A 26502-nucleotide genomic window follows, 5' to 3' on the forward strand; every position below is an offset into this window, starting at 1 on the left:
TGATGGAAAATCGACAAGAAGTACAAGAATTAACTTTAGAAGAAGTGATGGGTGACCGCTTCGGACGTTATTCCAAATATATTATCCAAGAACGTGCACTGCCTGATATCCGTGATGGATTGAAGCCAGTGCAACGCCGGATATTATTTGCCATGAACAAAGATGGCAATACGTATGACAAAGGATTCCGTAAATCAGCAAAATCTGTCGGAAATATCATGGGGAATTATCATCCTCATGGTGACATCAGTATTTATGAAGCGATGGTCCGCATGAGCCAAGACTGGAAGTTGCGGGAAGTACTGATCGAAATGCACGGGAATAACGGGAGTATGGACGGTGATCCACCTGCTGCGATGCGTTATACTGAAGCCAGATTATCCAAGTTAAGTGGAGAGATGCTAGCAGATATCGAGAAAGAAACAGTCGATCTCGTGTGGAATTTTGATGATACAGAAAAAGAACCAACAGTCCTTCCAGCTCGATACCCAAACCTTCTCGTCAATGGATCGACAGGTATATCTGCTGGATATGCAACAGAAATCCCGACTCATAACTTAGCTGAAGTGATCGATGGCACAATCTATATGATCGATCATCCACAAGCGAGCCTTGAAAAATTGATGGAATATATTCCTGGACCTGACTTTCCAACAGGAGGGATCTTGCAAGGAAAAGATGAAATCAAAAAAGCTTATGAAACAGGACGAGGAAAAGTTATTCTTCGTTCGAAAACAAAGATAGAGGCAATGAAGGGTAATAAACAGCAAATCGTGATCACAGAAATCCCATATGAAGTAAATAAAGCGACCTTGGTGAAAAAAATGGATGAGATCCGTTTGAATAAGAAAATCGATGGAATAGCTGAAGTACGAGATGAAAGTGATAGAACAGGTCTGCAAATTGTCGTCGAATTGAAAAAAGACGCCAATGCTCAAGGAATTTTGAATTATTTGTTCAAAAACACTGAGCTACAGATCAATTACAATTTCAATATGGTCGCTATCGACCATATGACTCCGCATCAAGTTGGACTGAAAGACATTTTAAGAAGTTATATCGAGCATCGAAAGCAAGTCATAACAAAACGTAGTCAATTCGATTTAGCCAAAGCTCAAAAAAGACAGCATATCGTAGAAGGATTGATGAAAGCTTTATCGATTCTGGATGAAGTAATCGCAACGATTCGTGAAAGTAAAGACAAAAAAGACGCCAAAAAGAATTTAGTCGACGTCTTTCAATTTACAGAAGAACAAGCAGAAGCAATTGTCACATTGCAATTATACCGTTTGACGAACACGGATATCACAGAGCTTCAAAAGGAATCCGAAAGCTTGATTGCGCAAATCACAGAGTTGAATAAAATCCTTTCAAATGACAAAGAGCTTTTCTCTGTTATGAAAAAAGAATTGCGAGAAGTGAAAAAAAATTATTCTTCCGCTCGTCTAACGACAATCGAAGACGAAATCGAAGAAATCAAAATTGATACGCAAGTCTTAGTGGCACAAGAAGACGTAATTGTCAGTGTGACGCGAGAAGGCTATGTGAAGCGAACAAGCCTTCGTTCTTATAGTGCTTCCAAACCAGAAGAAATCGGGATGCGAGAAGGCGACTACTTGCTATACTCAGGTGAATTGAGTACATTGGACCATGTTCTTCTGATCACAAATAAAGCAAATGTGATCTACCGCCCTGTCCATGAACTACCCGATTTGAAATGGAAAGATGCTGGTGAGCACATTTCTCAAACAATCTCCAATCTGTCTGTAGACGAATCGATTTTAGCTGTTTTCCCATATCAAAAAATTCAAGCAGAGAAAACATTTGTATTCATCAGCAAGAATGGATTGATCAAGCAAACACGAATGACAGAGTTCGAACCATGGCGCACCTATAAGAGCCGTCCGCTCAGCTGTATGAAGCTAAAGGCGGAAGAAGATGAACTGATTGCTGTGTATCTGAAAGAAGATCAGCCAGGCTTAGATGTTTTCTTAGTAACGCATCAAGGAATGGGTTTGCGCTATCCTTTAACAGATGTTCCCGTTGTTGGAGCAAAGGCAGCTGGAGTGAAGTCTATGAATTTGAAAGATGGAGATAGGATTATCAACGGGCTGCTTGTGTTAGCAGAAGGTGATACGCCGATCGTAATCGTTACTCAGCGAGGAGCTGTTAAACGCATGCTTGCTCAAGAAATCAGCCAAACTTCACGTGCGAAGCGGGGAGTGACGGTCATGCGTGAGCTGAAAAAAAATCCGCACCGTATTATCTATATGTCGGAAGGAAGATCAAAAGAAATAACCTTGATGAATCAAAAAGGGCAGCAGTTAACGATTGACCCAACTGATTTCCCTATAGGTGATCGAACATCGAATGGATCATTTGCGATGGATGAGAAAAAAGGTGGAGAAGTCATCGAAGTTATCGATGCTCCTGAGATTTTCATCGAGTCGTAACTGTTGTAGTATTTTAATGAAGAGACGCCATCTGTATTAATACAGGTGGCGTCTCTTTTTCATTCATTTTTAATAAATCCTTATACGTTTGCAAAAAAAGATGAAAGTGTTCACAATGCTTAAATGTTGGTATGTCAACGTTGATTTAAATATATGTAAATAAAACATAAAAATTGTTAAATAAAAAACAAGAAAACCCTTGCAAAGATAGGGTGCTGTGTTATACTAATCACGTAAAAACTGTTACATAAAACAGAAATTTAGGAGGTCCATACAATGGAGCAATGGAATGGATTTAAAGGTACCAAATGGAAAGAAGGCGTAGACACTAGAGACTTTATTCAAAATAACTACACTGAATATCGCGGTGATGACAGCTTTTTGGAAGGCCCAACAGAAGCAACAGAAAAATTATGGGATGAATTGCAAAAGTTAAATGATATCCAATTCGAGCGTAACGGTGTCTATGATATGGACACAGAAATCGTATCAACTATTACTTCACACGATGCAGGCTATTTGGATAAAGATTTGGAAAAAATCGTCGGTCTACAGACAGACAAACCTTTGAAACAAGCATTCATGCCGTTCGGCGGAATCAATATGGCTAACAATGCGCTAAAAAGCAATGGCTATACACCAAACGATGAATTGACACATATTTTCACTGACTGGCGCAAAACACATAATCAAGGTGTATTTGACGCTTATACTGCTGAAATGCGTGCTGCTCGTAAAAACAAAATCATTACAGGGCTTCCAGACGCTTACGGTCGCGGACGTATCATCGGTGACTATCGTCGTGTGGCATTGTATGGAATCGACTATTTGATGGAACAAAAGAAAAAAGATCATGATATGACTGGTTATCATACAATGAGTGAAGAAGTGATTCGTTTACGTGAAGAAATCACTGAACAATATCGTGCATTAGCGCAAATGAAAGAAATGGCTGCGAAATATGGCTATGATATTTCTAAACCAGCTGCAAATGCAAAAGAAGCTGTCCAATGGCTATACTTCGGATATTTAGCAGCAATCAAATCACAAAATGGTGCTGCGATGTCAATCGGACGTATCTCAGCATTCCTTGATATCTATATCCAACGTGATTTGGATAATGGAGTAATCACAGAAAAAGAAGCACAAGAATTGATCGACCACTTAGTAATGAAATTACGTATGGTCAAATTCGCGCGTACACCTGAATATAACCAATTATTCTCAGGATTCCCTATCTGGGCTACTTTATCCATTGCAGGTATGGGATTAGATGGTCGTTCATTAGTTACAAAGAATGATTTCCGTCTGCTTCATACATTAACAAATATGGGACCTTCACCAGAACCAAACTTGACTGTTTTGTATTCTGAACACCTTCCAGAAGGATTCAGAACATATGCTAGCAGAATCGCTATCGAAAGTTCTTCGATTCAATTCGAAAATGATAATCAGCTTCGTGAACAATGGGGTTCTGATGATTGTGCGATTGCTTGCTGTGTATCAGGAACAGTTGTCGGAAAAGACATGCAATTCTTTGGCGCTCGTGCTAACTTGGCTAAAACACTATTATATGCCATCAATGGCGGAGTCGATGAAGTGACTGGCGCCCAAGTTGGACCAGAATATCGTCCAATCACATCAGAAATACTAGACTTTGAAGAAGTGAAACATAACTTCATGAATATGATGGATTGGTTAGCAGAACTATATGTCAATACGTTGAACATCATTCATTATATGCATGATAAATATTCTTATGAAGCAGCTCAGCTGGCTTTGATGGATTCTGACTTGCAACGCACATTTGCTACAGGTATTGCTGGGATCTCTCATGCGGCAGACAGCTTGTCAGCGATCAAATATGCAAAAGTAAAAGCAATCCGTAATGAAAAAGGAATAGCAGTTGATTTTGAAGTGGATGGCGACTTCCCTAAATACGGAAATGATGATGACCGTGCAGATGAATTAGTTTCATGGATCTTGGAATACTTCATGGGACAAATCAAACGTCATAAAACTTACCGCAACTCAAAACCAACAACTTCATTATTGACGATTACTTCAAATGTTGTTTACGGTAAAAATACAGGAAATACTCCTGATGGCCGTGAAGCTGGAAAACCACTTGCGCCAGGAGCAAATCCAAGTTACAATGCGGAACAAAGTGGGTTATTAGCTAGCCTGAACTCAACAGCTAAAATGAATTACGGCTGTGCATTGGATGGAATTTCAAATACCCAAACAATCAATCCTTCAGGTCTTGGAAAAGAACAAGATACAAGAATCGAAAACTTGCGTAATGTCTTAGATGGATACTTCTCAAAAGGAGCTTATCATTTGAATGTCAATGTATTCAGTAATGATTTATTGCGTGATGCAATGGAAAATCCAATGAAATATCCGAACTTGACGATCCGGGTATCTGGTTATGCAGTTAAATTCCGTGACTTGACAAGAGAACAACAATTAGATGTCTTGATGAGAACTTCACACGACAGAATGTAAAAAGTTCGTGAAAAAAGTTTTTCGACTTAGCGTCGAAAGGACGTTGAATAGCCATCGCATCAAAATCGAATAATCAGTATGCTTATTTGAAAGAAACGATTTACAGGGGCAGGACTTGTATGTTCCGTCCCTGTAAATTTTACACATAACGAAGCGGCAATTGCGAAAAATTTTGTTCAGAAAGCTTCGCTTCGACAGCTAACTTGTACTTAAAATGAAATCAAAGAAAAGATGTGAACTTAAATGGAAGAAAAAACAATCGGCTATGTTCATTCTATCGAAACTTTCGGTTCAGTAGACGGACCTGGACTGCGCTTTGTCGTGTTTATGCAAGGATGCCGCATGCGTTGCCAATTTTGTCACAATCCAGATACTTGGAATATTGGCGGAGGGAAAGAATACACAGCAGATGAACTTTTAGATAAAGCAGAACGCTTCAGACCTTACTGGGGAGATAAAGGTGGTATTACTGTTAGTGGTGGAGAACCTCTATTGCAGATCGATTTTTTGATCGAACTATTTAAAAAAGCAAAAGAGCGGAAGATGCATACTACATTGGATACATGCGGAAAACCTTTTACGTATGAAGAACCTTTCTTTTCACGTTTTCAAGAATTGATGAAGTATACAGATTTACTGTTATTTGACATCAAACACATCGATAATGAAGAGCATAAAAAACTAACGCATTGGGACAATGAAAATATTTTAGAAATGGCTCAATATTTGTCAAAAATCAACAAACCGGTTTGGATTCGCCATGTACTAGTTCCTGAGCGAAGTGATTATGATGAATATTTGATCCGACTAGACAACTTTATTCAAACCTTGTCAAATGTAGACAGAGTAGAGATTCTTCCTTATCATACGATGGGAAAATACAAGTGGGAAACACTTGGTTTGAAATATCCATTAGAAGGGATCGAACCACCTACAAAAGAACGTGTCGAAAATGCTAAACGATTGCTTCATACAGAAGAGTATACAAAATATTTAACGCGATAGGTCGCATCGGAAAGAAGATAAGTATTGCTTCTTTCCGTTTTTTTGCTATTATTAAATAGGAGAAATCACAAAGGAGCGAATGACATGTCAAAAATTTTAGTTTTTGGTCACCAAAATCCAGATACAGATGCAATCGGGGCAGCCATTGCGTTTTCACACTTGCAAAATGAATTAGGTAAAGAAACAGAAGCAGTTGCTCTAGGTACACCTAATGAAGAAACACAATACGCATTAGACCACTTTCAGCTATCTGCACCACGAGTAGTAGAGTCAGCTAAAGCAGAAAATGCAGATGTCATGCTTGTGGATCATAATGAATTCCAACAAAGTATTTCAGATATCAGCGAAGTAAATATTTTAGCTGTAGTAGACCACCATCGTATTGCAAACTTTGAAACAGCTAATCCATTGTACTATCGTGCAGAACCAGTTGGATGTACAAGTACGATTATTTTAAAACTATATAAAGAAAACCAAGTAACAATTCCTAAAGAAATCGCAGGAATCATGCTCTCAGCTATCATTTCAGATACATTGTTGTTCAAATCACCAACATGTACGCCTGAAGATGAAGCAGCTGCAAAAGAACTTGCAGCAATCGCTGAAGTCGATCTAAACACTTATGGACTTGAAATGTTGAAAGCAGGAACAAATCTAAGTGATAAATCAGCTGCGGTTCTTCTTGATTTGGATGCAAAAAGTTTCCCAATGGGCAGTTCCAACGTTCGTATCGCTCAAGTCAATACAGTGGACCTTAATGAAGTGATGGATCGACAAGCAGAGCTAGAAGCAGCAATGGAAGATGAAATGAAAGCAAATGGCTACGATCTGTTCGTATTAGTTGTCACAAACATCTTAGACAGTGATTCAGAATTACTTGTTGCTGGTAAAGGAAAAGAAAAAGTAGAAGAAGCTTTCCAAACAACTTTGACCAACAACCGTGCTTTGCTTAAAGGTGTCGTTTCACGTAAAAAACAAGTCGTACCTCAATTGACGGCTGTATTTAGCTAATCAAATGGTAGTATGAAGCATTCAAAATGAATGGATAAGCGATTGATATAAAAAGAAACATAGAACATACTAAAGGCCGAAGAAATGGAGGAGAATAACAGTCAATTATGACTCTTGTTCTTCCTCCTTTTTACGTAAAAGCCTTTTAAGTAAAATAAAACGGATAGAAAAGAGAACATATATGAACTATTATTCAAAAAATAAGGAAAACTTTTATCAAAAACTGACCGATGATCCGCTTTTTTCTTCATTGACCGATTATCTATATGAACATCGAGAACAAGAAACGATTCTAAGAGAATTGAAAAAAGAATTTTCGCAAAATAAATTTTCCCATTTTCTTGATTTATTGATCGATGCAGGATTAATCAAGAGGGAAGAACGAAGATATCATTTGAACTTTCCAATATTTGATCCTAAAGATTACTTGCAACAAGCCACTTCGGCTGCTGAAACCATAGCTGAACAATTGAAGAGACTCTCTGTTGATGAACAAAAATTAGCGATGGGAGAAGTTATTTGGGCGTATTGTTTCGAAGATGAACGGAAAGAAGCGTATTTTTATGGAGTAAGAAACAGCCGAGAGACAGAATTGCTGAGGACAACTGCAGGAAATGAGAAGTACCGTTTTATCACACTTTCCTCTATAGAACACTTCCCGCTTACTTTGGCTAATTACTTTTTTGTACAGAAGAATCAGCTTCCTGTAACGAAGGCATTCAAAGAATTAGCCGAACTTATTGGAGACGTAAATGAATCGTACTTTTTTGATCAAATAGAAGTTATCGTTGACAGGATACGTAAGAATAAATATAAAAATCGCCGGCCTAGTATTTTCCATCAGTCTCTACTTGTGACGAATACTATAAAGGAAGAAGAATCATTCACATTAGAATTACCTATTGTCGAAAAAAACAATTTTGAGATTGAATTACCAACATTGGATCCTTCATTGACAATGGAGGAAATGGCCTTTCTTAAACGACAAATCTTTTCTGAGCTGAGCAAGAAATTTATACCGCATGCATTTTCTTATATCAAAGAATATGGAACAGTTTTAGTGAGTAAAACCTAAGAGAGCAGTAAGCAAAAATTATACTGACTCTTGCAGGAGGAGCCTTTCTCTTCCTTTATGGTTAAAAGAATTATTTGAGTATTTTGCCTATCTACCACCTATTAGATTCACTACATGGTCTGGAAACAAAGGAATGCAAAAAAATGGTGAGAAATGTGGAATGACAAAGGAAGTAGTGATAAGAAAAGTTAGATTTTTAAATAATCAATATTATGATTCAGTCAAGTATGGCATTTTATGGGAAGAACTAGCTGATTAGATTAGGAAGTCCATTTGATAATCCAGAATCACTAAGAAACGAATGGCGAGTCATTAATAATTTATCCAATCTTGGGTTATTCTTTTAGATTGAAGTGTTTAAAACTAAAAAAGCATTTATGAAGTCGTAATAGTCAGGCTTCAAAATGCTTTTTATTTTGTTTGTTTTTTCTTTGCCACATAAATACACCTAGACTGACGATGAAGAGCATATCCAACAGATTTCCTGCGACTTGGATCGTCGAAGGGTTGGTCAGTGGCATTAAAGCAAGGACAAAAAAGGAAAACAAGCTGTAAATAAAACAGGTGACAGGAACTAATCGAAAGAAGAGCGGACATTTCAATTGGCTAAAAATGAGTGAAAAAATAAAATAAGTAAAAATGGATAAAATCACGACTAAACCATTCATGATAAAGAAGAAAAGCGTATTGTGATTAAACGAATAAAAAAGAATTGCTAAAAAAGAAAACGTTTTAAATGCAATCAATACGCTTGAAGCTTCGTTTAACGTACCAGGATGTCGATGAAAAAAATAGGCACCGAAATAAACAGAAAACAGTAAGCCGCAAAGAGAAGACAAAATCAAAAAAAACGGATTTTCTTCGGCTTCTGTGATATCAGAATGATCCAAAAGCAACCAGCCTAATGCACTAGAAGGCGCATGTGAGGTCTTAAGGTATGAATAACATAGAAAAAATAAGATCGTCAAAGTTGCAAAAAAAGAGCCTAAATGTAAAAAATTAGTGGTTCTACGTTGAATTTCCATAATATCTCCAAATTAAATTGATAAGTATATAAAGTATAATAACAAATTGATGAGTATATGTCGATGTTTTTTAATCAAAATAATAAATAAAAACTGTCTAACATTTAAAATTTAATTTAGATATTAGACAGTTTTTAAGTTTGTGAGTTATTTTCCTTGTCGTTTTCTCACTTTTTTAGTCCAGAAACCACCTGAAATATATTTTGGCTCATAAGAAATGATAAAAGCACGCTCTTCGATTTCTTTGATCAGGCGATACAGTTCACGTTCGCTTTTTCTAGGAGAAAGTATTTCGAGAACTAGCCGCTCACCTTCCAGCCCCATTGCAGAAGTCTGTGTCACACCATAACCGTGTTCTCTCAGTATACCCGGCAAACTTTTATCTTCTGCGCTATTTGCTGGCAAAATCGTTGTGACCATGATGTATCCTAATGCCAATTTGTCTTCAATCAAAATTCCGACACTGATACCTACTGCGTAACCTAACGCATAGACAAATAAATTCAGTGGATTATCTAAACGATCTAAAACAAGGGATAAGCCGACGATATAAATCGTGATCTCGACCATACTGACAAGTGGAGCAATCAGTCGATAGCCTTTCATTGTCAACATGAAACGTAACGTGTTCAGAGTGATATAAGCAAAATTAATGAGGAAGATCATCCCCAACATTTTTGGATCAATCATTTGTAAAACTCCTTTCATTTATATAACAACAATATCAAAAAAAATCGTAAGTGAAGAAAAATTGAAACTTTATACATACAAAAAAATGATAAAATGATTATAATAGAATTATAAAGATAGGTTAGGTGATTAAAATGAAAACGGTCAATCGTGTGTTTTGTGCCAGCCACGTGCTAAGTCTCCTTCTCAGTATATACTTAGGTGTCTATTCGATTCAACAGCCAATTGAGGTAGAGAACATTGTTTTTCAGATGTCGCTGACAGATGGTTTAATTTTAAGCGTTTTTTTCTTTTTGATACTGTTTATTGGTAATATTTTCGGTAGCGTTGCCAGTTTTTTGAATTTTTCTATTTATCCACTCCTTTCGCTAGCATTAGGAGTGGTGGGACTTTGTTCTCTGTGCTTATTTCCCGAGCCATTCAGTCCTGCATTTATATTATTTGGTACACTGAACCTGTTCCAGACAACTGTTGGAGCATGGTTGCTATGGCGATCAGGAAATTTAATGAAAATAGGTGAGTAACAATTGAATCCAATTATATTGAAACGTTCTGTCCATCATATTCCAGTGTTAGAAGTTGTTCTGAAAGAATTAAGAGAGGAACGTATTCCCGTTGTCATCTATTATCACGGATGGCAGACAAGTAAGGAGTTAGTTTTGACGCAAGGAAGAAAAATTGCGCAGCAGGGCATTCGTGTGATCCTGCCAGATGCGATGAATCATGGGGAGCGCAAACAGCCGGTTTCTTCTATTCCATCCTATACATTTTGGGATAGTATCTACGGAAATCTGTTTGAATTTGACACACTTATCAAGCATTTAGAAAAAAGAGGTCTTCTACATGATCAGCTTGCAGTTGGCGGGGTTTCGATGGGGGGAATGACAACATGCGCCTTGTTGGCTAAACATCCTCATATAGTAGCGGGCGTGTGTTTGATGGGTTCCCCTGCACCTTTGGAATATGGAAAAGAAATCGTAAGGCGCGCATCGGAATATAATTATGTCGTACCAAAAGACTATTTTGATTTGATTTCATGGGTTAAGAGCTATGATTTGTCATTGCAGCCGGAAAAGTTAGCTGGACGTCCTCTGTTCTTTTGGCATGGACAAGCTGACGAAAAAATCCCTTATATACAAACGGAACGATTTGTAGAAAAAAATCGGCATAAGTCTTACGGAAAAGAAATTGTTTTTCGTTCCTCAAAAACACAGCGACATATGGTACAAATACCACTAATGGAAGAAGCTTCCACTTTTTTAGCAAAAAATTTGATAAAAAAGTATAAATAATTGAAACGGAAAATCACTCATGACGATAGAGGATTTTCCGTTTTTTATTTTGGGCTATAATAAACTCTGTTAGGAAAATTTGGTATAATTGATAGTAAGAATGACAACATGTTAGAAAGGAAGAGAGCATGCCCACTTTAGCAGATGTTGCAAAACGTGCCAATGTTTCAAAAATGACGGTCTCTCGAGTCATCAATCATCCGGAACAGGTGACTGACGAATTGAAAGAGTTAGTTTTCTCAGCAATGGCTGAACTGGATTACCGTCCAAATATTGCTGCAAAAGCACTTGTCACGAATCGGTCGCAGATCATCAAATTATTTATACTGGAAGAAATCGACACAACTGAGCCCTATTACATGAATTTGCTGATGGGAATCGCTAAACGGATCGGTAAAGCGCATTATTCTCTCCAATTAGTTACAAATGATGCCTTCGACGTCGGTTCTTGTGATGGATACATCATCACAGGTGTCAGAAAAAAAGACTTCGATTGGATCGACCGTTTGGAAAAACCAGTTGTCTTGTTTGGGGAAAATTCTGAAGGATATGATTATGTAGACAGCGATAATGAATATGGTACAGCAAAAGCAACGCAATATGCCTTAGAAAGAGATTATCAAACGATTATTTATATCGGTATCGAAGTGGACGAGCCTTTTGAAATTTCAAGGGAAACTGGTTATTTATCTGTGATGAAGGAAGTTGATCTTCCTAGTAAAATCTTGCGGTTTCCAAATCATTCGACAGAAGTAGAAAGATATATGACAGAAAACTGGGCAGATTTTACAGATAAAACTTGTTTTGTATGTAGTTCAGATCGGCTAGCACTAGGAGCAGTAAGAGGGATTATAAATGCTGGAGGACACTTGCCCGAAGAATTTGGTGTGATTGGATTTGATGGGGTATTTTTAGACCAAATCAGTTCACCTAAATTGACAACGATCAAGCAAGATATTATACGTATGGGTGAAGTATGTGGAGAAATGTTGTTAAAAAAAATAGAAGAAAAAGGGGCGAGTCAAGGTTATCGTCGTTTTTTTCCTGAACTAGTTATCAGAGAGACAACGAATTAAGTCTTATTACTATATATATATTTACCCGTGGTGCTAGTTAATTTTAATATCCTAAAGAATATCTCAAAGTTCCTTCAAAACGTCGTTGTGCTCGACTTAATAGAACACTGTAAGCCAGTAATATGCTTTCAAATCTACTCTCTAGCCCTTTAACAGAACGTGAGTTGAAATTTTGACAACCTAATTTTTCTAAGGAAGAAAAAACAGTCTCAACTGTTTTTCTTTGTTTTCCAAGTAAGCTGTGGTCTAGTTTTTCTGATTTATCCATGTTTTTACGTGGCGGAACGGATATAGTAATGCCCTTAAGGGCAAGCTTTTCATGGATTTTATGGCTAATATATCCTTTGTCCCCTAGGATATTGGGAAGATTCGCTTCTTCCGATAAAGTCTCTAACACTTTCACGTCATGGACACCTGGATTCGTGATTGAGTAAGTAATCGGAAAGCCAGTCTTAGTAACGATCATATGAATTTTAAGACCATAAAAATAAGATTTTTTTGTTGAGTTATAGCCAACTTTGGCTATTTGATTCAATAGTTTTGCTTGTCTATTTCTAACTGGTTTACATAATGGACTAGGAAAACTATCTATAATTCCGACTAGTTCACCTTTGGTGAGCTTCTTGATGAAAAAGTATCGAATAATCTTGATAGTGTAAGCTAAGTTTGAACTTAAGCGAGTGAATCGACTCCTACTAGGAAAGTCACCATTAGGAAATAAGACGGAACAAACCGCTCTATACGTGGCTCTTTGGCTAGTATAGCCATTAATTATGCCCCATATAACACAAGCAATAATCACTGTATCGCGTTGCTTCAGTTGATCAGTATTTCTTCGGTTTTTAATCTTATCTGGTACACAATTGTGGTATATGTTAGAAACAGTTCTCATAATTTCCTTGAATGTTATAAAAGTATCTGTATAATGTTCAGTATATTTTGATGAACGCATATGTAGTCCTCATTTCTTGGGAGTTTTGAGACTACTATATGCGTTTTTTTGTTGATTTACCAACATGTTTAGACATTTTCCTCTAGGAAAAAATTAACTAGCACCACGGGTATATATTTATGAAATTCATCGCTATTTTCTTAAAATAATCAGCGCATTGCTACTGAAAACAATGAATCTGTGCTATTATTGAGAAAAGTTCCATTTTTGAGAAGGATGGTTTGAATGAAAGAAATCAGACGAAAACATTTCCGTTTTCCTGCGTACGATGATGAGTTAGGCGTAAAATTAACCAACGACAAGAAGCGAGTATTATTTGACGGACAAGAAGATCTTTTGACTGAACAGAATCAGTCCCCGTTTGAACAGATGAAAGAATTTCATTTCACGAACACGAACACCGAGAAAATCCGTCGCAAGCGTCGTGCAACAAATGGATTGAAGTCAGCTCCGCGTAAGGAAAATTTGGAAAAGCATAAAGGAAAATTACCGGATTATACCGGCCATTACCAATCAGAAATCACATCGACAGGACGAAAAAAACTTTTTGGTGATTCCTCTCGTTCTGTCAGACAAAGTGAAACAAGGACAGAGTCCAAGCATACTACACGAAACGCATCTGTTGACACGAAGGTGCGGGAGCGTTCTTATTTTGTTCCTAAATATGTACCCGCATCGATTATCCCAGACCCTAGAGAAAGCAAAATTTCTGAGGATCATTTAATCGAATCGATGAAAAAAACGGATGACTCTTATCTGTTGTTCGATACAGAACCGACGCCGTATCAAGAAAAAAGAAATGGTGAGCCGTCTGTACGAACATTCAATCGAACAAAAACGTTAGAGGAAACAAAGCAGTCAGAAGAAAAAAAATCGAAAAAAAGCCATGGTATCTTAGAACGCTCATTACAAGGATTGATCGATGATCAAGGAAACTCTTTGGGAGAAAATAGCTATTTTAAATAAGTGATATACAAATTTATATTCGGCTACAGTTGGAAAGGAAACGCTGCGGCGTTTCCTTATTTTATACTCTATCCGAAAGTTTATATCGTATCCTCAAATTTTTTTGAGTTTAAGCGAATTTTTTCTCCCAATAAGTAAGAAAATAATGGCAAAATAAAAAAACAAACTATTTTCGCAGATCGTTTGCAAAAATAGTTTATTTTTTTATAAAGAAGATTTTACTGAATAATATCATTTTAGTTTACATAATGATATTTCTGTAAATTAAATAAAGTAGTGAAAAATAAGAATCAGTGCTCTAACTGTTCAAGAGGATCAAGTGGTTCAAATGTTTCTGTAGTCTGTTTTGCTTCCAATTGGGGCAAAACAGATCCAATTTCCAGATACTTCACTTTATTCAATGTATAAGATAGAATAGAACAGCTAAGTAATGTATACAGAAAATGTGTGAGATCCAAATAAAGCAAGGAGACAACTAAAATACCAAAAGTAATCAAGAAAAGACTTTTGCCAATCTTAATATGAAAATATTTTTCAATGGCTTGATAAATGATATCTGTTCCGCCTGTGCTTCCGCCGAATCGAAAGACGAGACCGCAACCAATGCCAGAAAGAATACCTGTCATCAAACTATTGATCAGTAGACTATCTACAGCAAAATGTATATGAAGGCTCTCCCATAAATGTAAAAAGAAAACTAGCGCAAATGTTCCGACGATCGTCCGGAGAAAAGCGTGTTTTCCAAAAAGAAACAATGAGATAAGCAATAAAGGTAAATTAAAAAGCAGTGAAGTGACAGAAGGAGCGAATCCAAAAAGATTATGCAAAAGCAAAGCAATACCAGTAACCCCACCATCTGCCAGCTTAGATGGAATATTGATTCCTGTCACAGCTAATCCGTAGATTCCTGCGCCTAAAATGATTCCGCACAATTCTGTAAATAAATTTAATTTTTTCATTTCTAGCCTCTTTTCTTTTGAAAATTTTCAGCAACTTCTTTATTATACTGACTTATACTCTTACTTCAAGAGGAAAATGAAAAAAAATTATTTTTGGCTGTTTCTTTTTATTTATCAAATAAGGAGTGGAAAAATGCGAGCAGCAGACTTATTGACAATTCTTACAAAATCACCCAAAAAAACAGAGTATCAAGGAGTTTTTTTGGCTCAAGAACAAAAACTGGTGCCTGTGACAATGGTCCAGATAAATAAAGCAAATCAATTTATCTTTTTATTTGAACACGGCAAAGCACCACTTGCTATGAAAGACATCTTTCTTTTTTTGATGAAGAACCGTGAGAAAGCTGTTTATTATCAGTCAAAAGAAGAACTCATTCCTCTTTATGGAGTGAAAGAGATAGAAAATAAAGTGGTGATATAAGTAAAAATAAGAAAACAAGACGTTTATGATGTCAAAACAACCATTTTTTACATTTTTGGCAAAAAAGTGTCATGATACAGTATAATATTCGTTGAACAGGCCAATAAAGGTGTTCTCCCCCACGAGATTTCTACTTTATTGGCTGTTTCTTTTTATTAAAATAAAAGTTGTGTGTGTAAAAAAGATATAGCTGATTCCAAGTGACAATTTCGTATAGATTTTTATGGTATTCGTAGTGAAAAAACGAGAACCAAAAAGTTGATCCGACTTTGTTGCTTGGATTCTTTTTTTGTCAGCATATTTAGAGGTATTTTTTTCTTTTTTTTGTTCGTGCTGTAAGGTTAAGGCAAGACAAGTTAGTTGGGAAAAAGGAAAGAAATGTTTATACTTAAAGAATAACAGAAAGGAAGGTCGCATGAATAATTTTATACAAACATTAAGTGAAAGAAAAGGCGAGTTGCTGGAAGCTGCATTTCAACATCTGTCCATTTCTCTCATTTCTTTGCTGATTGCAGCACTGATTGCTATTCCTTTAGCGATTTGGGCAGCCAATCATAAAAAAATGGCAGAAGTCTTATTGCAGATCACGGGTGTGCTCCAAACGATTCCTTCACTTGCCTTATTAGGTTTACTTATCCCATTTGTAGGGATCGGAACTGTTCCAGCATTGATTGCACTTGTTATTTACGCTTTGCTTCCGATTTTCCAAAACACGTATATTGGTCTAGCTGAAATTGACCCGTCTATTGAAGAAGCAGCGGTAGCATTTGGTATGTCCAGAATGAGACGCTTGCTGAAAGTAGAGCTTCCCATCGCATTACCTGTCATTATCTCAGGTATCCGAACTGCCTTAGTTTTAATCATCGGTACGGCTACTTTGGCAGCATTGATCGGAGCAGGTGGATTAGGGACATTTATTTTGTTAGGTATTGACCGAAATACACCTGTTTTGACATTGATTGGTGCGATCAGTTCTGCCTTGCTTGCAATTATATTCAGCGGACTGATTCGCTGGTTGCAGCATAAGAAACCTCGATATTCCATCATTACTTTAGCAGCAGTGGTGTGTTTATTTGGCGGCGTTTCTTTATATCAGTCTGCCTTGTTTAAAAATGAAACCATCACGATTGCTGGAAAATTAGGAGCGGAACCTGAAATCCTGATCCAAATGTATAAAGAATTGATTGAAGACAACACAAAAACAGAAGTTGAATTAAAACCGAATTTTGGCAAGACGAGTTTTTTGTTCAATGCACTGGATCAAGGTCAAATCGATATCTATCCTGAGTTCACAAGTACTGTCCTAGAAAGCTTGGTGAAGGTACCTGAAGCAATGAAAAGTGCTGATTTGACAAAAGAAAAAACATATGACGAAGCAGAAGAATTATTGAATAAGCAATTCGATATGACATTATTAAAACCAATGGCTTACCAAAATACGTATGCCTTGGCAGTCAAGAGATCTTTTGCGAACGAACATCAACTTAAAAAGATTTCCGATTTGGCAGCTATCTCTGATCAGATCAAAGCGGGATTCACACTGGAATTTATTGATCGTTCAGATGGATATAAAGGAATCCAAGAAGCATATGGCTTGAATTTTTCAAGTGTACAAAGCATGGAGCCAAGTTTGCGTTACCAAGCAATCAATAATGGAGATGTCAATATTGTGGATGCCTATTCCACAGATAGCCAGCTCAAGGAGTACGATCTAGTGACTCTAGAAGATGATCGAGGGTTATTCCCAGCTTATCAAGGCGCACCGCTGATGAAAAAAGATTTTGCTAAAGAACATCCTGAAATCGTTAAAGCACTGAATAAATTAAGCGGAAAAATAACAGAGGATCAAATGATTGATATGAATTACCAAGTCAATGTCGAAAAGAAAAAGCCGACAGAAGTAGCACGAATCTTCCTGAAAAATGAAGGATTAGTAAAGGAGGAAGATCAGTGACTAAATTAATCGAGTTCAAACATGTGCAAAAAAAGTATGATGGAAAGTATGTCATCGATGACCTAAATCTGGCAATCAAAAAAGGAGAAATCTTTGTTTTGGTTGGTCCTTCCGGTAGTGGAAAAACAACTACTTTGAAAATGATCAATGGATTATCTAAACCATCAGCAGGAGACATCTACTTCAAAGGAAAATCGTTAAATGAATATAATCTGCAGAAAATGCGGTGGAATATGGGATATGTGCTGCAGCAAATCGCTTTGTTCCCGACCATGACAGTCAAGCAAAATATTGAAGTCATCCCTGAAATGTTAGGTTGGGAAAAGCAGAAAAGAGCAGACCGTGTAGATGAACTTCTTCAAAAAGTTGGCTTATCTCCTGATATTTATCGAGATCGTATGCCTAGAGAGTTGTCTGGAGGAGAACAGCAACGGATCGGGATCATCCGAGCTATTGCTGCAAGCCCAGATGTGATTTTGATGGACGAGCCATTTAGCGCATTAGATCCGATTTCAAGAAACTCATTACAAGAATTGGTTTTGTCCTTACACGAAGAATTGGGCACGACCATCGTTTTCGTTACGCACAATATGGAAGAAGCAATCAAGCTAGGTGATCGTATTGCATTTATGAAGGATGGAGAAATTATCCAATGTGACACACCAGAGCAGTTATTGATGAATCCTAAAAACGACTACGTTCGGCATTTCTTTGATGAACCGAAACAGACGAAAGAGTGGCGAGTAGAAGATTTAGTCGTCAATGGATATTTCTTAAATGAAATACCAGAAAATGCTCGTCAACAAGTTTGCTTTGATACGCCTATGAAAGAAGTATATTCGCTTCTTTCGGTGTATCCAAGCATTGTGATAGTAGAAAAGCAAAGAAGTATTGGGTCGCTGACAAGTAAAGAAATCTTTGCTTTTTTAAGTCGAGAGGAGGAAGGAAATGAAAACATATGATGCAATCATCATCGGTTCAGGTGTGAGCGGCTTAAGTGCTGCTTATGGATTGAAAGAAGCAGGTAAAACAGTACTAGTGGTCGAAGAAGATCTATGGGGCGGGACTTGTCCTAACCGTGGATGTGATCCTAAAAAAGTCTTGTTAAGTGCAGTAGAGGCACGTAATCGGGTAAAACAATTGAGTGGAAAAGGTTTTAACGAGATCCCAACTGCCAACTGGGAAGAACTTCAAAAATTCAAACGAACATTTACGGATCCAGTCCCAGAAAGCCGAAAAAAACAATTAGCAGAAGCTGAAATCGATCATCTTTCAGGAACCGCTCGTTTTTTGGATGATTCATCTATTGAAGTCAACGAAGAAGTCTTCCATGCGGATTACTTAGTTTTGGCAACCGGGCAAAGACCTACGATCTTACCAGTGGAGGGAAAGGAATACTTGAAAACTAGTGCAGACTTTTTATCATTGCCTGTACTGCCTAAAGAAATCATTTTTATCGGTGGTGGTTATATTGCTTTTGAGCTAGCTACGATTGCCAATGCTGCAGGGAGCAAAGTAACCATTGTCCATCATAATCAACGGCCATTAAAAGAATTTGAGGCGTCTTTGGTAGAGGAAGCCGTCCATCAAATGGAAGCATCTGGCATTCAGTTTGCTTTTGGTGTTGAAACCCAAAAGATCATTTCAGAAGGTACTCGCTATCGTTTAGTCGGAAAAGAGACGGAATTAGTAGCAGATATGATTTTTTGTGCGACTGGGAGACAGCCGAATACAGAATCTTTAGCACTTGAGCAAGCGAATATCGTCTTTGATAAACACGGAATTGCAGTCAATGATTATCTGCAAACGAGCAATCCAAAAATTTTTGCGTGTGGAGATATTGTTTCAAGGAAAACCCCAAAATTGACACCAGTCGCCACTTTTGAAGGAAATTATGTAGCTAAGCGGATAACGGATGCAACAAGCGAACCTATCAAATATCCGATTATACCTACGATCGTCTACGCCAGTCCTAAACTTGCTGAAGTAGGAGTTACAAAAAGTCACGCCTCTTCGTCAGATCAAGTGGTAGAGATGGATCTTACCAGTTGGTTCACCTATCATCGTGTCAATGAACCAGTTGCTAAGGCTGAATTGACCTTTGACCAGCAAAATTATTTGATTGGTGCTGCAGTGATTAGCGAGCAAGCAGACGAATTGATCGATGATTTGACACTCGTCATCAATCAAAAATTGACTAAAAAAGAGTTGGATAGCTATATCATGGGGTATCCGACATTGGCAAGTGATCTCTCCTATTTATTGAAATAATCAGCATGATAACTAAAGCGCTTGTTGCTTTTTCCTTCTTGTGCTACACTTTAAAAAATGAATACCTGTTTCTGGGGATGTCGTAGACGACATGAGAGTAAGTTGTGAACTTAGACCCATTGAACCTGTCAGTTAATACTGGTGAAGGGAGAAACATAGCAGACGCTTGAAGCGGGTTACTATGTCGTGCCCATTTCAAGCGTTTTTTGTTATTCATATTAGAAGAAAGGAGGTAACAAAATGAAGAAAAATCTTTATCCAGCAGTCAGTATGGCATTCATTTTAATTATTTGGCAGATTGTTGTCATAGTTTGGAAAATACCTGCCTTTATTTTACCCGGACCTGCTGCTGTATTTTCTGCATTAGCGGCAGATGCACAAGTATTACTTTCCCATTCTGTCACGACATTAAATGAAGCAGTGCTTGGTTTGGTAATAGCTAGCGTTCTTTCTTTTATTACTGCCTTGGCAATGGATTATTGGAAGTTTTTAGAAATGTCTTTTTATCCGTTACTAGTGATTTCACAAATGTTGCCAATCATGGTGTTAGGGCCATTACTTACCCTATGGTTTGGTTTCGGTATGCTTCCAAAAGTGATCCTTGTTGTCTTGATAAGCTATTTTCCGATCGTAGTTTCTTTTTCGGATACATTGAGGAAAGTATCAAAAGAGCAAATCATCTTTTTGAAAACGATGGGGGCAGATACAGGGAAGATTTATCGAATATATAAAATACCAGCGGGTTTATCCGGCTTCTTTTCCGGTTTAAAAGTGGCTGCTACTTATTGTGTCAGCGGAGCAGTCGTTGGAGAATGGCTAAGCGCTCAAGCAGGCTTAGGGTATTACATGATACGCGTAAAAAACAGCTACCAGATCGATAAAGTTTTTGCTGCGATCATTTGTGTCATTCTATTGAGTTTATTGCTGAATGGCGCTTGTTCATTATTGAAAAAAGGGTATTATCGTATGCTTTATATTTTTTAAGAGAAGGGGATCAAATGAAAAAATTATGGCTTTTATTACCGCTACTGTTGCTTTTATCCGCTTGTGGCACTGCAAAAGAAACAAGTAGCAAACAAGAAATAAAGGATTTGAAAAAAGTGACACTTGTTTTGGATTATGTACCGAATACTAATCATACTGGCATCTACCTAGCAAAAGAAAAAGGCTATTATAAAGAGGCTGGTTTAAATGTCCAAATCATCGAACCAGGAGATAATTCGACAAGTATTGGTCTAGTAGGTGCGGACAAAGCACAATTTGGTGTAAGTTATCAAGAAGATGTCACTTATGCTCACGCAGATGGACAGAATATACCAGTCAAAGCAATTGCTACAGTGATCAAACATAATACTTCTGGATTCGCCACCCTATCAGACAGTAACATCCATTCACCAAAAGATTTTGAAGGAAAAACATATGCAGGTTGGCAAAGTCCAAGTGAAGAAGCTGTCTTAAAAGCTGTGATGGAAAAAGACGGCGGGGACTTTTCAAAACTGACAATGGTAGGAAGCAATGGAGAAGGGCCAGAAAGCTTAGGAAAATCCTCAGATATCCAATGGTACTTTGAAGGTTGGGATATGATCAAAGCAAAAGAAGCGGGTATTGAACTAAACTATATCCCATTGAAAGAATTAGATGAACGGTTAGATTACTATACTCCGGTAATTATTACGAATGATCAACTGATCAAAAGTGATCCAGAATTGGTACAGTCTTTTATGGATGCCACGAAAAAAGGCTATCAGGAAGCTATTAAGGATCCAAATGACAGTGCTAAACTGTTGCAAAAATATGCAAAAGAAAATGATCGGACGTTTTTAGAAGAATCACAAGCATTCTTGTCAAAAAATTATACGGATGATCCTGAGAATTGGGGATTGATGGAAGAAAAAGTTTGGCGCAATTATACAGCTTTTATGCAGGAAAACGGATTGATCAAGCAAGATGTACCTTCGCAAGAACTATTCACTAATCAGTTTATAAAATAGGAGTGATAGATATGTCAATCCAAATCAGCCACTTGAATGTAGTCATTGAAAACCTGAAAATATTAGAAGACATCCATTTCACTATCCCTAAAGATACCTTTACATCGATTGTCGCGCCAAGCGGAGCCGGTAAGTCAACATTGCTGAAAACTTTAACAGGAGTCCAGCCTATGACTTCTGGAACGATCAAAGTAGACGATCAAAAAGTAACTGGTCTCCATACAGCATTTAGTTATATGCCGCAAGAAGATATGTTACTTCCTTGGCTGAGCGTCTATCAAAACGTTACGTTATATCAAAAAATCAATCATCTAACAATCAATGAAGAACAAGTAAGGGATTATCTGGATATCTTTGGGTTAAACGGCTATGAACATTTTTTGCCGGAACAATTATCTGGCGGGATGAAGCAGCGAACGGCCTTGTTACGAACAATCATGAATCCTTCTTCTTACTTGCTTCTTGATGAACCATTTGGAGCGTTAGATGCTATGACCAGAGGGCAGATGCAAGACTGGATGTTGAAGCTGCCTAAAAAAGCAAAGCGGACTACTTTACTTGTGACGCATGATATCGAAGAAGCAATTTATTTATCAGACAGGATTCTTGTGCTTTCCGCCCGTCCGGCACATGTGATTGCTGAGATTCAAGTGCCTGAAAAACGACGGTCACGTGAATGGCTACTGCAGCAATCAGAGTTGAAGCAAACGATTTATCAGTTATTGGCAGGTGAATTAGATGTTAAGTGATGCTCATTGTCATTTAGATGGGAGTCAGAGTTTAGCACTCCTTCAGCAGGAACACACGATTTTGACGATCATCAATTGTGATTCGCCAGAAGAATGGAAGGAAAACAGACAGCTTGCAGCAAGTAAGACTCAAGCCTTAAGTTACGGTATCCATCCTTGGAAAGCAGATAGCTATACGTTTGAACAAGTTGAGCCTTTTTTGAAAAAAGCAAGGATCATCGGTGAAATAGGGTTAGATAATATTTGGACGAATGTACCGATGACTACACAAAAAAAAGTATTTGAGCGACAGCTTGCTTTTGCAGCCATAAATGAGAAACCTGTTGTACTGCACACAAAAGGATGCGAAAAAGAGATCTTAAATTATATCCAAGCTTACCCTAATCACTATTTGATCCATTGGTATTCTTCTTTGGACTATCAACAAGACTATATTGATTTAGGCTGTTATTTCAGCATTGGTCTTGATTTGAAAAAGAATCCAGCAGTCTGGCAACTAGCTAAAGCAGTCCCAATCGACCACTTACTTATTGAAACGGATGGACTACATGCAGCAGAGTGGGCTTTAGGGGGGATTTTTTCAGAAAAAGATTATGTCTCACTGCTTGAAGAACAGTTAAAGACAATCGCTGAGATCAAAGAGCTATCAGTTGAAGAAGTTAAAAAAAATACTTATCAAAACTTGGAACGTTTCATTAGATTAGGTAAATAAAAAAGAGATGTGACACAACTAGTGTCGCACCTCTTTTTGGCTTTCTTTGTATAAAAGTAAACTGTTTGATTAATAAATGAATCTTAGTACCAACCGTTTGCTTCCCAGAATGCTTTCGCCGCTTCCCAAGAACCATAACGTGAAGTAACATATTGTTCTGCTACTCTTTCTTGGTTTGCAGCAGAGTAGTCACCATTTAAGTAAGAAGAATCTAATTGGTAACGTCCGATGTAACGTCCGTTCGTTGCTGTGTAAGAACCGCTTGATTCTTTTTGTGCGATCCATTCTTTTGCAGAGCTTGTGCTTGCTGGAGTAGCAGCAGTTTCTGTTACAGCAGGAGCAGGTTGTGTTTCAGCAACAGGCGCTGCTTGTTTTTCCGTTTGAACCGTTTCTTGTACAACAGGTTGTTCAGCTTGGACTGGTGCTTCTTGAACGGCTGCTTGAGGTTCAGCAGCTGCTTGTGCAGAGCCTTCTGTTGGGATTGTTAATTGTTGTCCTGAGTAAATCAGGTTAATATCAGAAATTGAATTTGATTCTGCAATGGCATTGATCAAGGAGTTATCACCAACGTATTTTTGAGAAATCGTTGATAGAGTATCACCTGATTGAACGGTATAAGCTTCGTCCGCATGAGCAGTCGTTCCCATGAAGAATGCAGCGCCGGCAGCCAAAGTTGTTCCAAAAAGTAAAGTTTTAAGTGATGTCATGAAAAATCTCCTTTATTCGTTAAAAAGTTTTATTTGTTGTGTTCAACGAGGAATACTTTAACACGTGAAAATATTTCATAGGTAAAAGAAGCATGACAATTTATGACAAATCCGCGTTTTTTGTAATAAATACAGTAATCTATGAAATGAAAAGGGTTACGTTTAATAAAACTTGCTTTTTTGTTTTTGTTCACCATAAATATTTATTTAAGAAAGTATTAACCTGCATTTTTCTCTATAAAAAAGATTTTTTAAATAGATAAAAAAGGAGGATTAAATGAGTATTTGATAGTATTTATATTAAAATTACATATGTAATTTAAAAACGCTTGACATTGTGTTTGAGATCACTTACTTTTAGCATGTAAAAGTATTGGATTAAGGAGCTATGCAAATGAAAAAGAAATTTATTACTGGTGGGATTGTCGTTGCATTTCTATGTCTAATTGGCTACACAGGCACGCGGTACGCAAATGAAATTATTTTGTGGGGTGGAGAGACAGATATTGATACAATCAATGAGAATCTGACACAGCTTGATCATACATTGACAGATAAAGAGCAAGCGATTACAGATCTTACCGCTCGACTAGCACAAAAAGAACAGACATTGCAAGATTCAAAGGCAGATGTCCAAGAATACCAAACAAAAGTAAATGAATTAGAAAACCAAAAAAATCAATCGGCAGCAGAAAAACAAAACTTAGAAAGTCAATTAGTCAGCAAGGATGCACAACTACAAAGCAAACAAAATGAAATCAATGTCAAACTAGATGAGATCAACCAAAAAAATGATGAAATCAATCATCTGAATGCAGATTGGACAGCAAGACTACAAGAAGCACAAGCAAAACTTTCAGAATTACAAAATACTGTAAATGGTTTGAATCAACAAATCGCAACACTGACACAAGAAAAAACAAATGTAGAAACTCAGTTAACAGATACACAAAAGAAATTAGACGAAGCAACTGCTGAAAACTCAAGCTTGAAACAATATATTCAAAAGTTAGAAAAAGCAAAAGATGAAGTGGAAGATACAGCTGATAAATCTCAGCAAATTGTTGAAGAACATTTGCGTAAATAATCTTTCTTAACAAGTAAACCTAAATTAGTAAAGAAGCAACAGTAATCTATACTGCTGCCTCTTTTTTTTAGTACATGTCCTTCATCTTCGCAGGAAGTGCCAATATGATTTTAAGAAAGGTAATAGACAAAAAGTCAAAAAGATAAAACAGAGTTTCTTCTTTACAAAGGGAATGTATGTTCGTATAATGGTATTGAGGTGAAGGTTATGGAGAAAAAATATGGAACAGTAGATAAGATCCGTACTTTGCAAGTTAGTGCCAGACCGTTGATCCGTTTCAGTTTAAATGGGGTCAATTGTTTGATTGCTTCCCATAGTTTGAACTTCCTAGCTGAAGTAGACGAAGGGATGAAGTTAGTCGTTACAGGTTATTATAATAATAGAAAGCAATTTGTTGTGAGATCCTATCATGTGTTAGGGAAACCCAAAATTGTGGTAGAATATGAGAAAAGTCTATACCCAAGAAAAAAGGTCCGACAAGATGAAAGAATAAACTAGAAAACAAGCGGCTGAGACAAAAATGTCCTAGCCGCTTGTTTTGGAAAGATGGATGCAGACGATGGGATTTGAACCCACACGAGCATACGCTCACAAGAACCTCAATCTATATATAACTACATGTATTTAAGTATTTGTGATGAATCACTAAACTTTCCAAACTCATTTGAGGGATATTGCTTAAAGATTGAACAGATCAATTCGAAGCCCTATTAGTATTCGCTCAATGGGGGGATCAGAGGCCATAAAAAGAGACTAGTCATTACTAGTCTCAGGTAGTGGAATTGTAGGATTTTAAACGTTCCTGGAGAGTACCGGTATGTAACTCGAAGAGGTGATTATCATAGTCGTAAAAGTAAATTGAAGAAGCCTCGCCTTTCACACGAGAACGTCCTGGTTCGACAGTTAAACCTAACATTTGGATTTTTGAGACAAACGAATCTATATCTTGTTCGTCAATTTTAAAAGCAATATGATTGTATGTCTTTGGCAGTTTATTCGACGAATTCTGCATTACTGCAATCCATAGGTCCTTAACTAAGAAAAATTTTTCTGGATATAATGAAAATTTTTTTGTTGACTATCGTAGATTTCTTTTGCATCAAATAAGGTATTTAACAATTAAGTATTTAAAAGATAACTTTTAAGTTATCTTTAAGTAATGCTTAAAGCTATGTTATACTCTATTAGGAAATATAAGAAGGAGTATAAAAATGAACAAACATAATAGAAAAATAACGAATAACAAAGAACTGATCTTGTTACTAATAGGGATTTGGGGTATCTTTTTACTCTTTAATATGTATATGCCGACTATGAGAGCGGATGACGTAGTTTATGCAAGTAGATTAGATGAACTTGGCTATTTGGGTGCTTCGATAGAACATTATAAGACATGGAGTTCAAGAATTATTATAGAACTATTCTTAATGTTCTTTTCTAAACACTTTATGCTATGGAAATTATTAAATTCTACGATTATGTTAGGAATTGTAGTATTACTTTGCAAGTATGTTGAGAGTATAAAATATTTTGTGTAAATGAAAAAATCCATACAAAAAAGGAAGTCCCTTCTGTAGAATAAAGTTAACGACAACCAA

At 37.1% G+C, this 26502-nt stretch carries 25 protein-coding genes, 2 pseudogenes and 1 riboswitch; of the genes and pseudogenes, 21 read left to right on the forward strand and 6 right to left on the reverse strand.

Translation table 11 applies throughout. The features are described 5' to 3' along the window. Nucleotides 1–2 precede the first annotated feature (2 nt). The 6 genes from parC (at nucleotide 3) to ACIFUW_RS05530 (ending at nucleotide 8311) form a co-directional block, all read left to right on the forward strand. A complete protein-coding gene (parC, locus tag ACIFUW_RS05505) occupies nucleotides 3–2453 on the forward strand; it encodes a DNA topoisomerase IV subunit A (RefSeq protein ID WP_002320956.1) in 2451 nt (816 codons plus the stop codon). A 276-nt stretch (nucleotides 2454–2729) separates the two neighbouring features. Continuing rightward, a complete protein-coding gene (pflB, locus tag ACIFUW_RS05510) occupies nucleotides 2730–4961 on the forward strand; it encodes a formate C-acetyltransferase (RefSeq protein WP_002289265.1) in 2232 nt (743 codons plus the stop codon). Nucleotides 4962–5204: 243 nt separating this feature from the next. Then, nucleotides 5205–5966, forward strand: a complete 762-nt coding sequence (gene pflA / locus ACIFUW_RS05515) for a pyruvate formate-lyase-activating protein (RefSeq protein WP_002289264.1) — start codon at nucleotides 5205–5207, stop codon at nucleotides 5964–5966. Between the two features lie 84 nt (nucleotides 5967–6050). Next, on the forward strand, nucleotides 6051–6977 hold the full coding sequence (locus ACIFUW_RS05520; protein ID WP_002289263.1) for a manganese-dependent inorganic pyrophosphatase: 927 nt from the start codon (nucleotides 6051–6053) through the stop codon (nucleotides 6975–6977). A gap of 181 nt (nucleotides 6978–7158) precedes the next feature. Then, nucleotides 7159–8052 carry a DUF1803 domain-containing protein gene (locus ACIFUW_RS05525; protein WP_002289262.1) on the forward strand — a complete coding sequence of 298 codons (894 nt, stop codon included), beginning with the start codon at nucleotides 7159–7161 and terminating at the stop codon, nucleotides 8050–8052. Between the two features lie 133 nt (nucleotides 8053–8185). Beyond that, nucleotides 8186–8311, forward strand: a complete 126-nt coding sequence (locus tag ACIFUW_RS05530; RefSeq protein ID WP_002296999.1) for a GNAT family protein — start codon at nucleotides 8186–8188, stop codon at nucleotides 8309–8311. A 133-nt stretch (nucleotides 8312–8444) separates the two neighbouring features. Here ACIFUW_RS05530 and ACIFUW_RS05535 read toward each other — a convergent pair whose 3' ends face one another. Together ACIFUW_RS05535 and ACIFUW_RS05540 are read right to left on the reverse strand one after the other, a co-directional pair. Then, nucleotides 8445–9077, reverse strand: a complete 633-nt coding sequence (locus ACIFUW_RS05535; protein WP_002289266.1) for a hypothetical protein — start codon at nucleotides 9075–9077, stop codon at nucleotides 8445–8447. Between the two features lie 147 nt (nucleotides 9078–9224). Next, on the reverse strand, nucleotides 9225–9767 hold the full coding sequence (locus tag ACIFUW_RS05540) for a DUF2179 domain-containing protein (RefSeq protein ID WP_002289260.1): 543 nt from the start codon (nucleotides 9765–9767) through the stop codon (nucleotides 9225–9227). A gap of 134 nt (nucleotides 9768–9901) precedes the next feature. On the opposite strand from ACIFUW_RS05540, the gene ACIFUW_RS05545 reads away from it, so the two are divergent. From ACIFUW_RS05545 to ACIFUW_RS05555, 3 genes are all read left to right on the forward strand, one after another. After that, nucleotides 9902–10291 carry a hypothetical protein gene (locus ACIFUW_RS05545; protein ID WP_002297001.1) on the forward strand — a complete coding sequence of 130 codons (390 nt, stop codon included), beginning with the start codon at nucleotides 9902–9904 and terminating at the stop codon, nucleotides 10289–10291. Nucleotides 10292–10294: 3 nt separating this feature from the next. Then, nucleotides 10295–11059, forward strand: a complete 765-nt coding sequence (locus ACIFUW_RS05550) for an alpha/beta fold hydrolase (protein ID WP_002289259.1) — start codon at nucleotides 10295–10297, stop codon at nucleotides 11057–11059. A gap of 128 nt (nucleotides 11060–11187) precedes the next feature. Next, on the forward strand, nucleotides 11188–12135 hold the full coding sequence (locus ACIFUW_RS05555; RefSeq protein WP_002289258.1) for a LacI family DNA-binding transcriptional regulator: 948 nt from the start codon (nucleotides 11188–11190) through the stop codon (nucleotides 12133–12135). A 43-nt stretch (nucleotides 12136–12178) separates the two neighbouring features. On the opposite strand, the gene ACIFUW_RS05560 is transcribed toward ACIFUW_RS05555, so the two are convergent. Continuing rightward, a complete protein-coding gene (locus ACIFUW_RS05560; protein ID WP_002295743.1) occupies nucleotides 12179–13087 on the reverse strand; it encodes an IS982-like element ISEfm1 family transposase in 909 nt (302 codons plus the stop codon). A 225-nt stretch (nucleotides 13088–13312) separates the two neighbouring features. Between ACIFUW_RS05560 and ACIFUW_RS05565 the strand changes: the two genes are divergently transcribed. Further along, nucleotides 13313–14053, forward strand: a complete 741-nt coding sequence (locus ACIFUW_RS05565; protein ID WP_002289257.1) for a hypothetical protein — start codon at nucleotides 13313–13315, stop codon at nucleotides 14051–14053. A 290-nt stretch (nucleotides 14054–14343) separates the two neighbouring features. Here ACIFUW_RS05565 and ACIFUW_RS05570 read toward each other — a convergent pair whose 3' ends face one another. Beyond that, complete coding sequence (locus ACIFUW_RS05570; RefSeq protein ID WP_002297002.1) at nucleotides 14344–15012, reverse strand: YitT family protein; 669 nt, start codon at nucleotides 15010–15012, stop codon at nucleotides 14344–14346. A gap of 133 nt (nucleotides 15013–15145) precedes the next feature. Between ACIFUW_RS05570 and ACIFUW_RS05575 the strand changes: the two genes are divergently transcribed. The 8 genes from ACIFUW_RS05575 (at nucleotide 15146) to ACIFUW_RS05610 (ending at nucleotide 23110) form a co-directional block, all read left to right on the forward strand. After that, entirely contained in the window at nucleotides 15146–15433 is a 288-nt protein-coding gene (locus ACIFUW_RS05575) for a hypothetical protein (RefSeq protein ID WP_002289767.1), read from the forward strand. 415 nt (nucleotides 15434–15848) lie between these two features. Beyond that, the gene (locus ACIFUW_RS05580; RefSeq protein ID WP_169040322.1) at nucleotides 15849–17387 is read left to right on the forward strand and encodes an ABC transporter permease/substrate-binding protein; all 1539 of its coding nucleotides are present in this window, start codon (nucleotides 15849–15851) and stop codon (nucleotides 17385–17387) included. Continuing rightward, on the forward strand, nucleotides 17384–18349 hold the full coding sequence (locus ACIFUW_RS05585; RefSeq protein ID WP_002289763.1) for an ABC transporter ATP-binding protein: 966 nt from the start codon (nucleotides 17384–17386) through the stop codon (nucleotides 18347–18349). Before ACIFUW_RS05580 ends, ACIFUW_RS05585 begins: the two co-directional genes overlap by 4 nt. Next, complete coding sequence (locus ACIFUW_RS05590; protein WP_002289757.1) at nucleotides 18336–19658, forward strand: dihydrolipoyl dehydrogenase family protein; 1323 nt, start codon at nucleotides 18336–18338, stop codon at nucleotides 19656–19658. Before ACIFUW_RS05585 ends, ACIFUW_RS05590 begins: the two co-directional genes overlap by 14 nt. Before the next feature lie 62 nt (nucleotides 19659–19720). Next, a riboswitch (TPP riboswitch) is annotated at nucleotides 19721–19825 on the forward strand. Between the two features lie 73 nt (nucleotides 19826–19898). Continuing rightward, entirely contained in the window at nucleotides 19899–20642 is a 744-nt protein-coding gene (locus ACIFUW_RS05595) for an ABC transporter permease (protein WP_002297003.1), read from the forward strand. Between the two features lie 14 nt (nucleotides 20643–20656). Then, nucleotides 20657–21649: an ABC transporter substrate-binding protein gene (locus ACIFUW_RS05600; RefSeq protein WP_002297008.1), complete on the forward strand. Its 993-nt coding sequence runs from the start codon at nucleotides 20657–20659 to the stop codon at nucleotides 21647–21649. An 11-nt stretch (nucleotides 21650–21660) separates the two neighbouring features. Continuing rightward, the gene (locus ACIFUW_RS05605) at nucleotides 21661–22398 is read left to right on the forward strand and encodes an ABC transporter ATP-binding protein (protein WP_002297010.1); all 738 of its coding nucleotides are present in this window, start codon (nucleotides 21661–21663) and stop codon (nucleotides 22396–22398) included. Next, entirely contained in the window at nucleotides 22388–23110 is a 723-nt protein-coding gene (locus tag ACIFUW_RS05610; protein WP_002297012.1) for a TatD family hydrolase, read from the forward strand. Before ACIFUW_RS05605 ends, ACIFUW_RS05610 begins: the two co-directional genes overlap by 11 nt. A gap of 83 nt (nucleotides 23111–23193) precedes the next feature. Here the strand turns inward: ACIFUW_RS05610 and apf are convergent, their stop codons facing one another. Beyond that, complete coding sequence (apf, locus tag ACIFUW_RS05615; RefSeq protein WP_002326685.1) at nucleotides 23194–23817, reverse strand: aggregation-promoting factor; 624 nt, start codon at nucleotides 23815–23817, stop codon at nucleotides 23194–23196. A gap of 394 nt (nucleotides 23818–24211) precedes the next feature. Here apf and ACIFUW_RS05620 point away from each other — a divergent pair, with 394 nt between their 5' ends. After that, a complete protein-coding gene (locus ACIFUW_RS05620; protein WP_002296429.1) occupies nucleotides 24212–24904 on the forward strand; it encodes a hypothetical protein in 693 nt (230 codons plus the stop codon). Between the two features lie 207 nt (nucleotides 24905–25111). After that, nucleotides 25112–25402, forward strand: a complete 291-nt coding sequence (locus ACIFUW_RS05625; protein ID WP_002295437.1) for a hypothetical protein — start codon at nucleotides 25112–25114, stop codon at nucleotides 25400–25402. 271 nt (nucleotides 25403–25673) lie between these two features. On the opposite strand, the pseudogene ACIFUW_RS05630 reads toward ACIFUW_RS05625, so the two are convergent. Continuing rightward, nucleotides 25674–26023 (reverse strand): annotated as a pseudogene (locus tag ACIFUW_RS05630) (VOC family protein). 92 nt (nucleotides 26024–26115) lie between these two features. Between ACIFUW_RS05630 and ACIFUW_RS05635 the strand changes: the two are divergent. Further along, a pseudogene (locus ACIFUW_RS05635) lies at nucleotides 26116–26418 on the forward strand (DUF6056 family protein); the annotation flags it as partial. Between the last annotated feature and the right edge of the window lie 84 nt (nucleotides 26419–26502).

This window comes from Enterococcus sp. PLH-Efm8 (assembly GCF_053011625.1).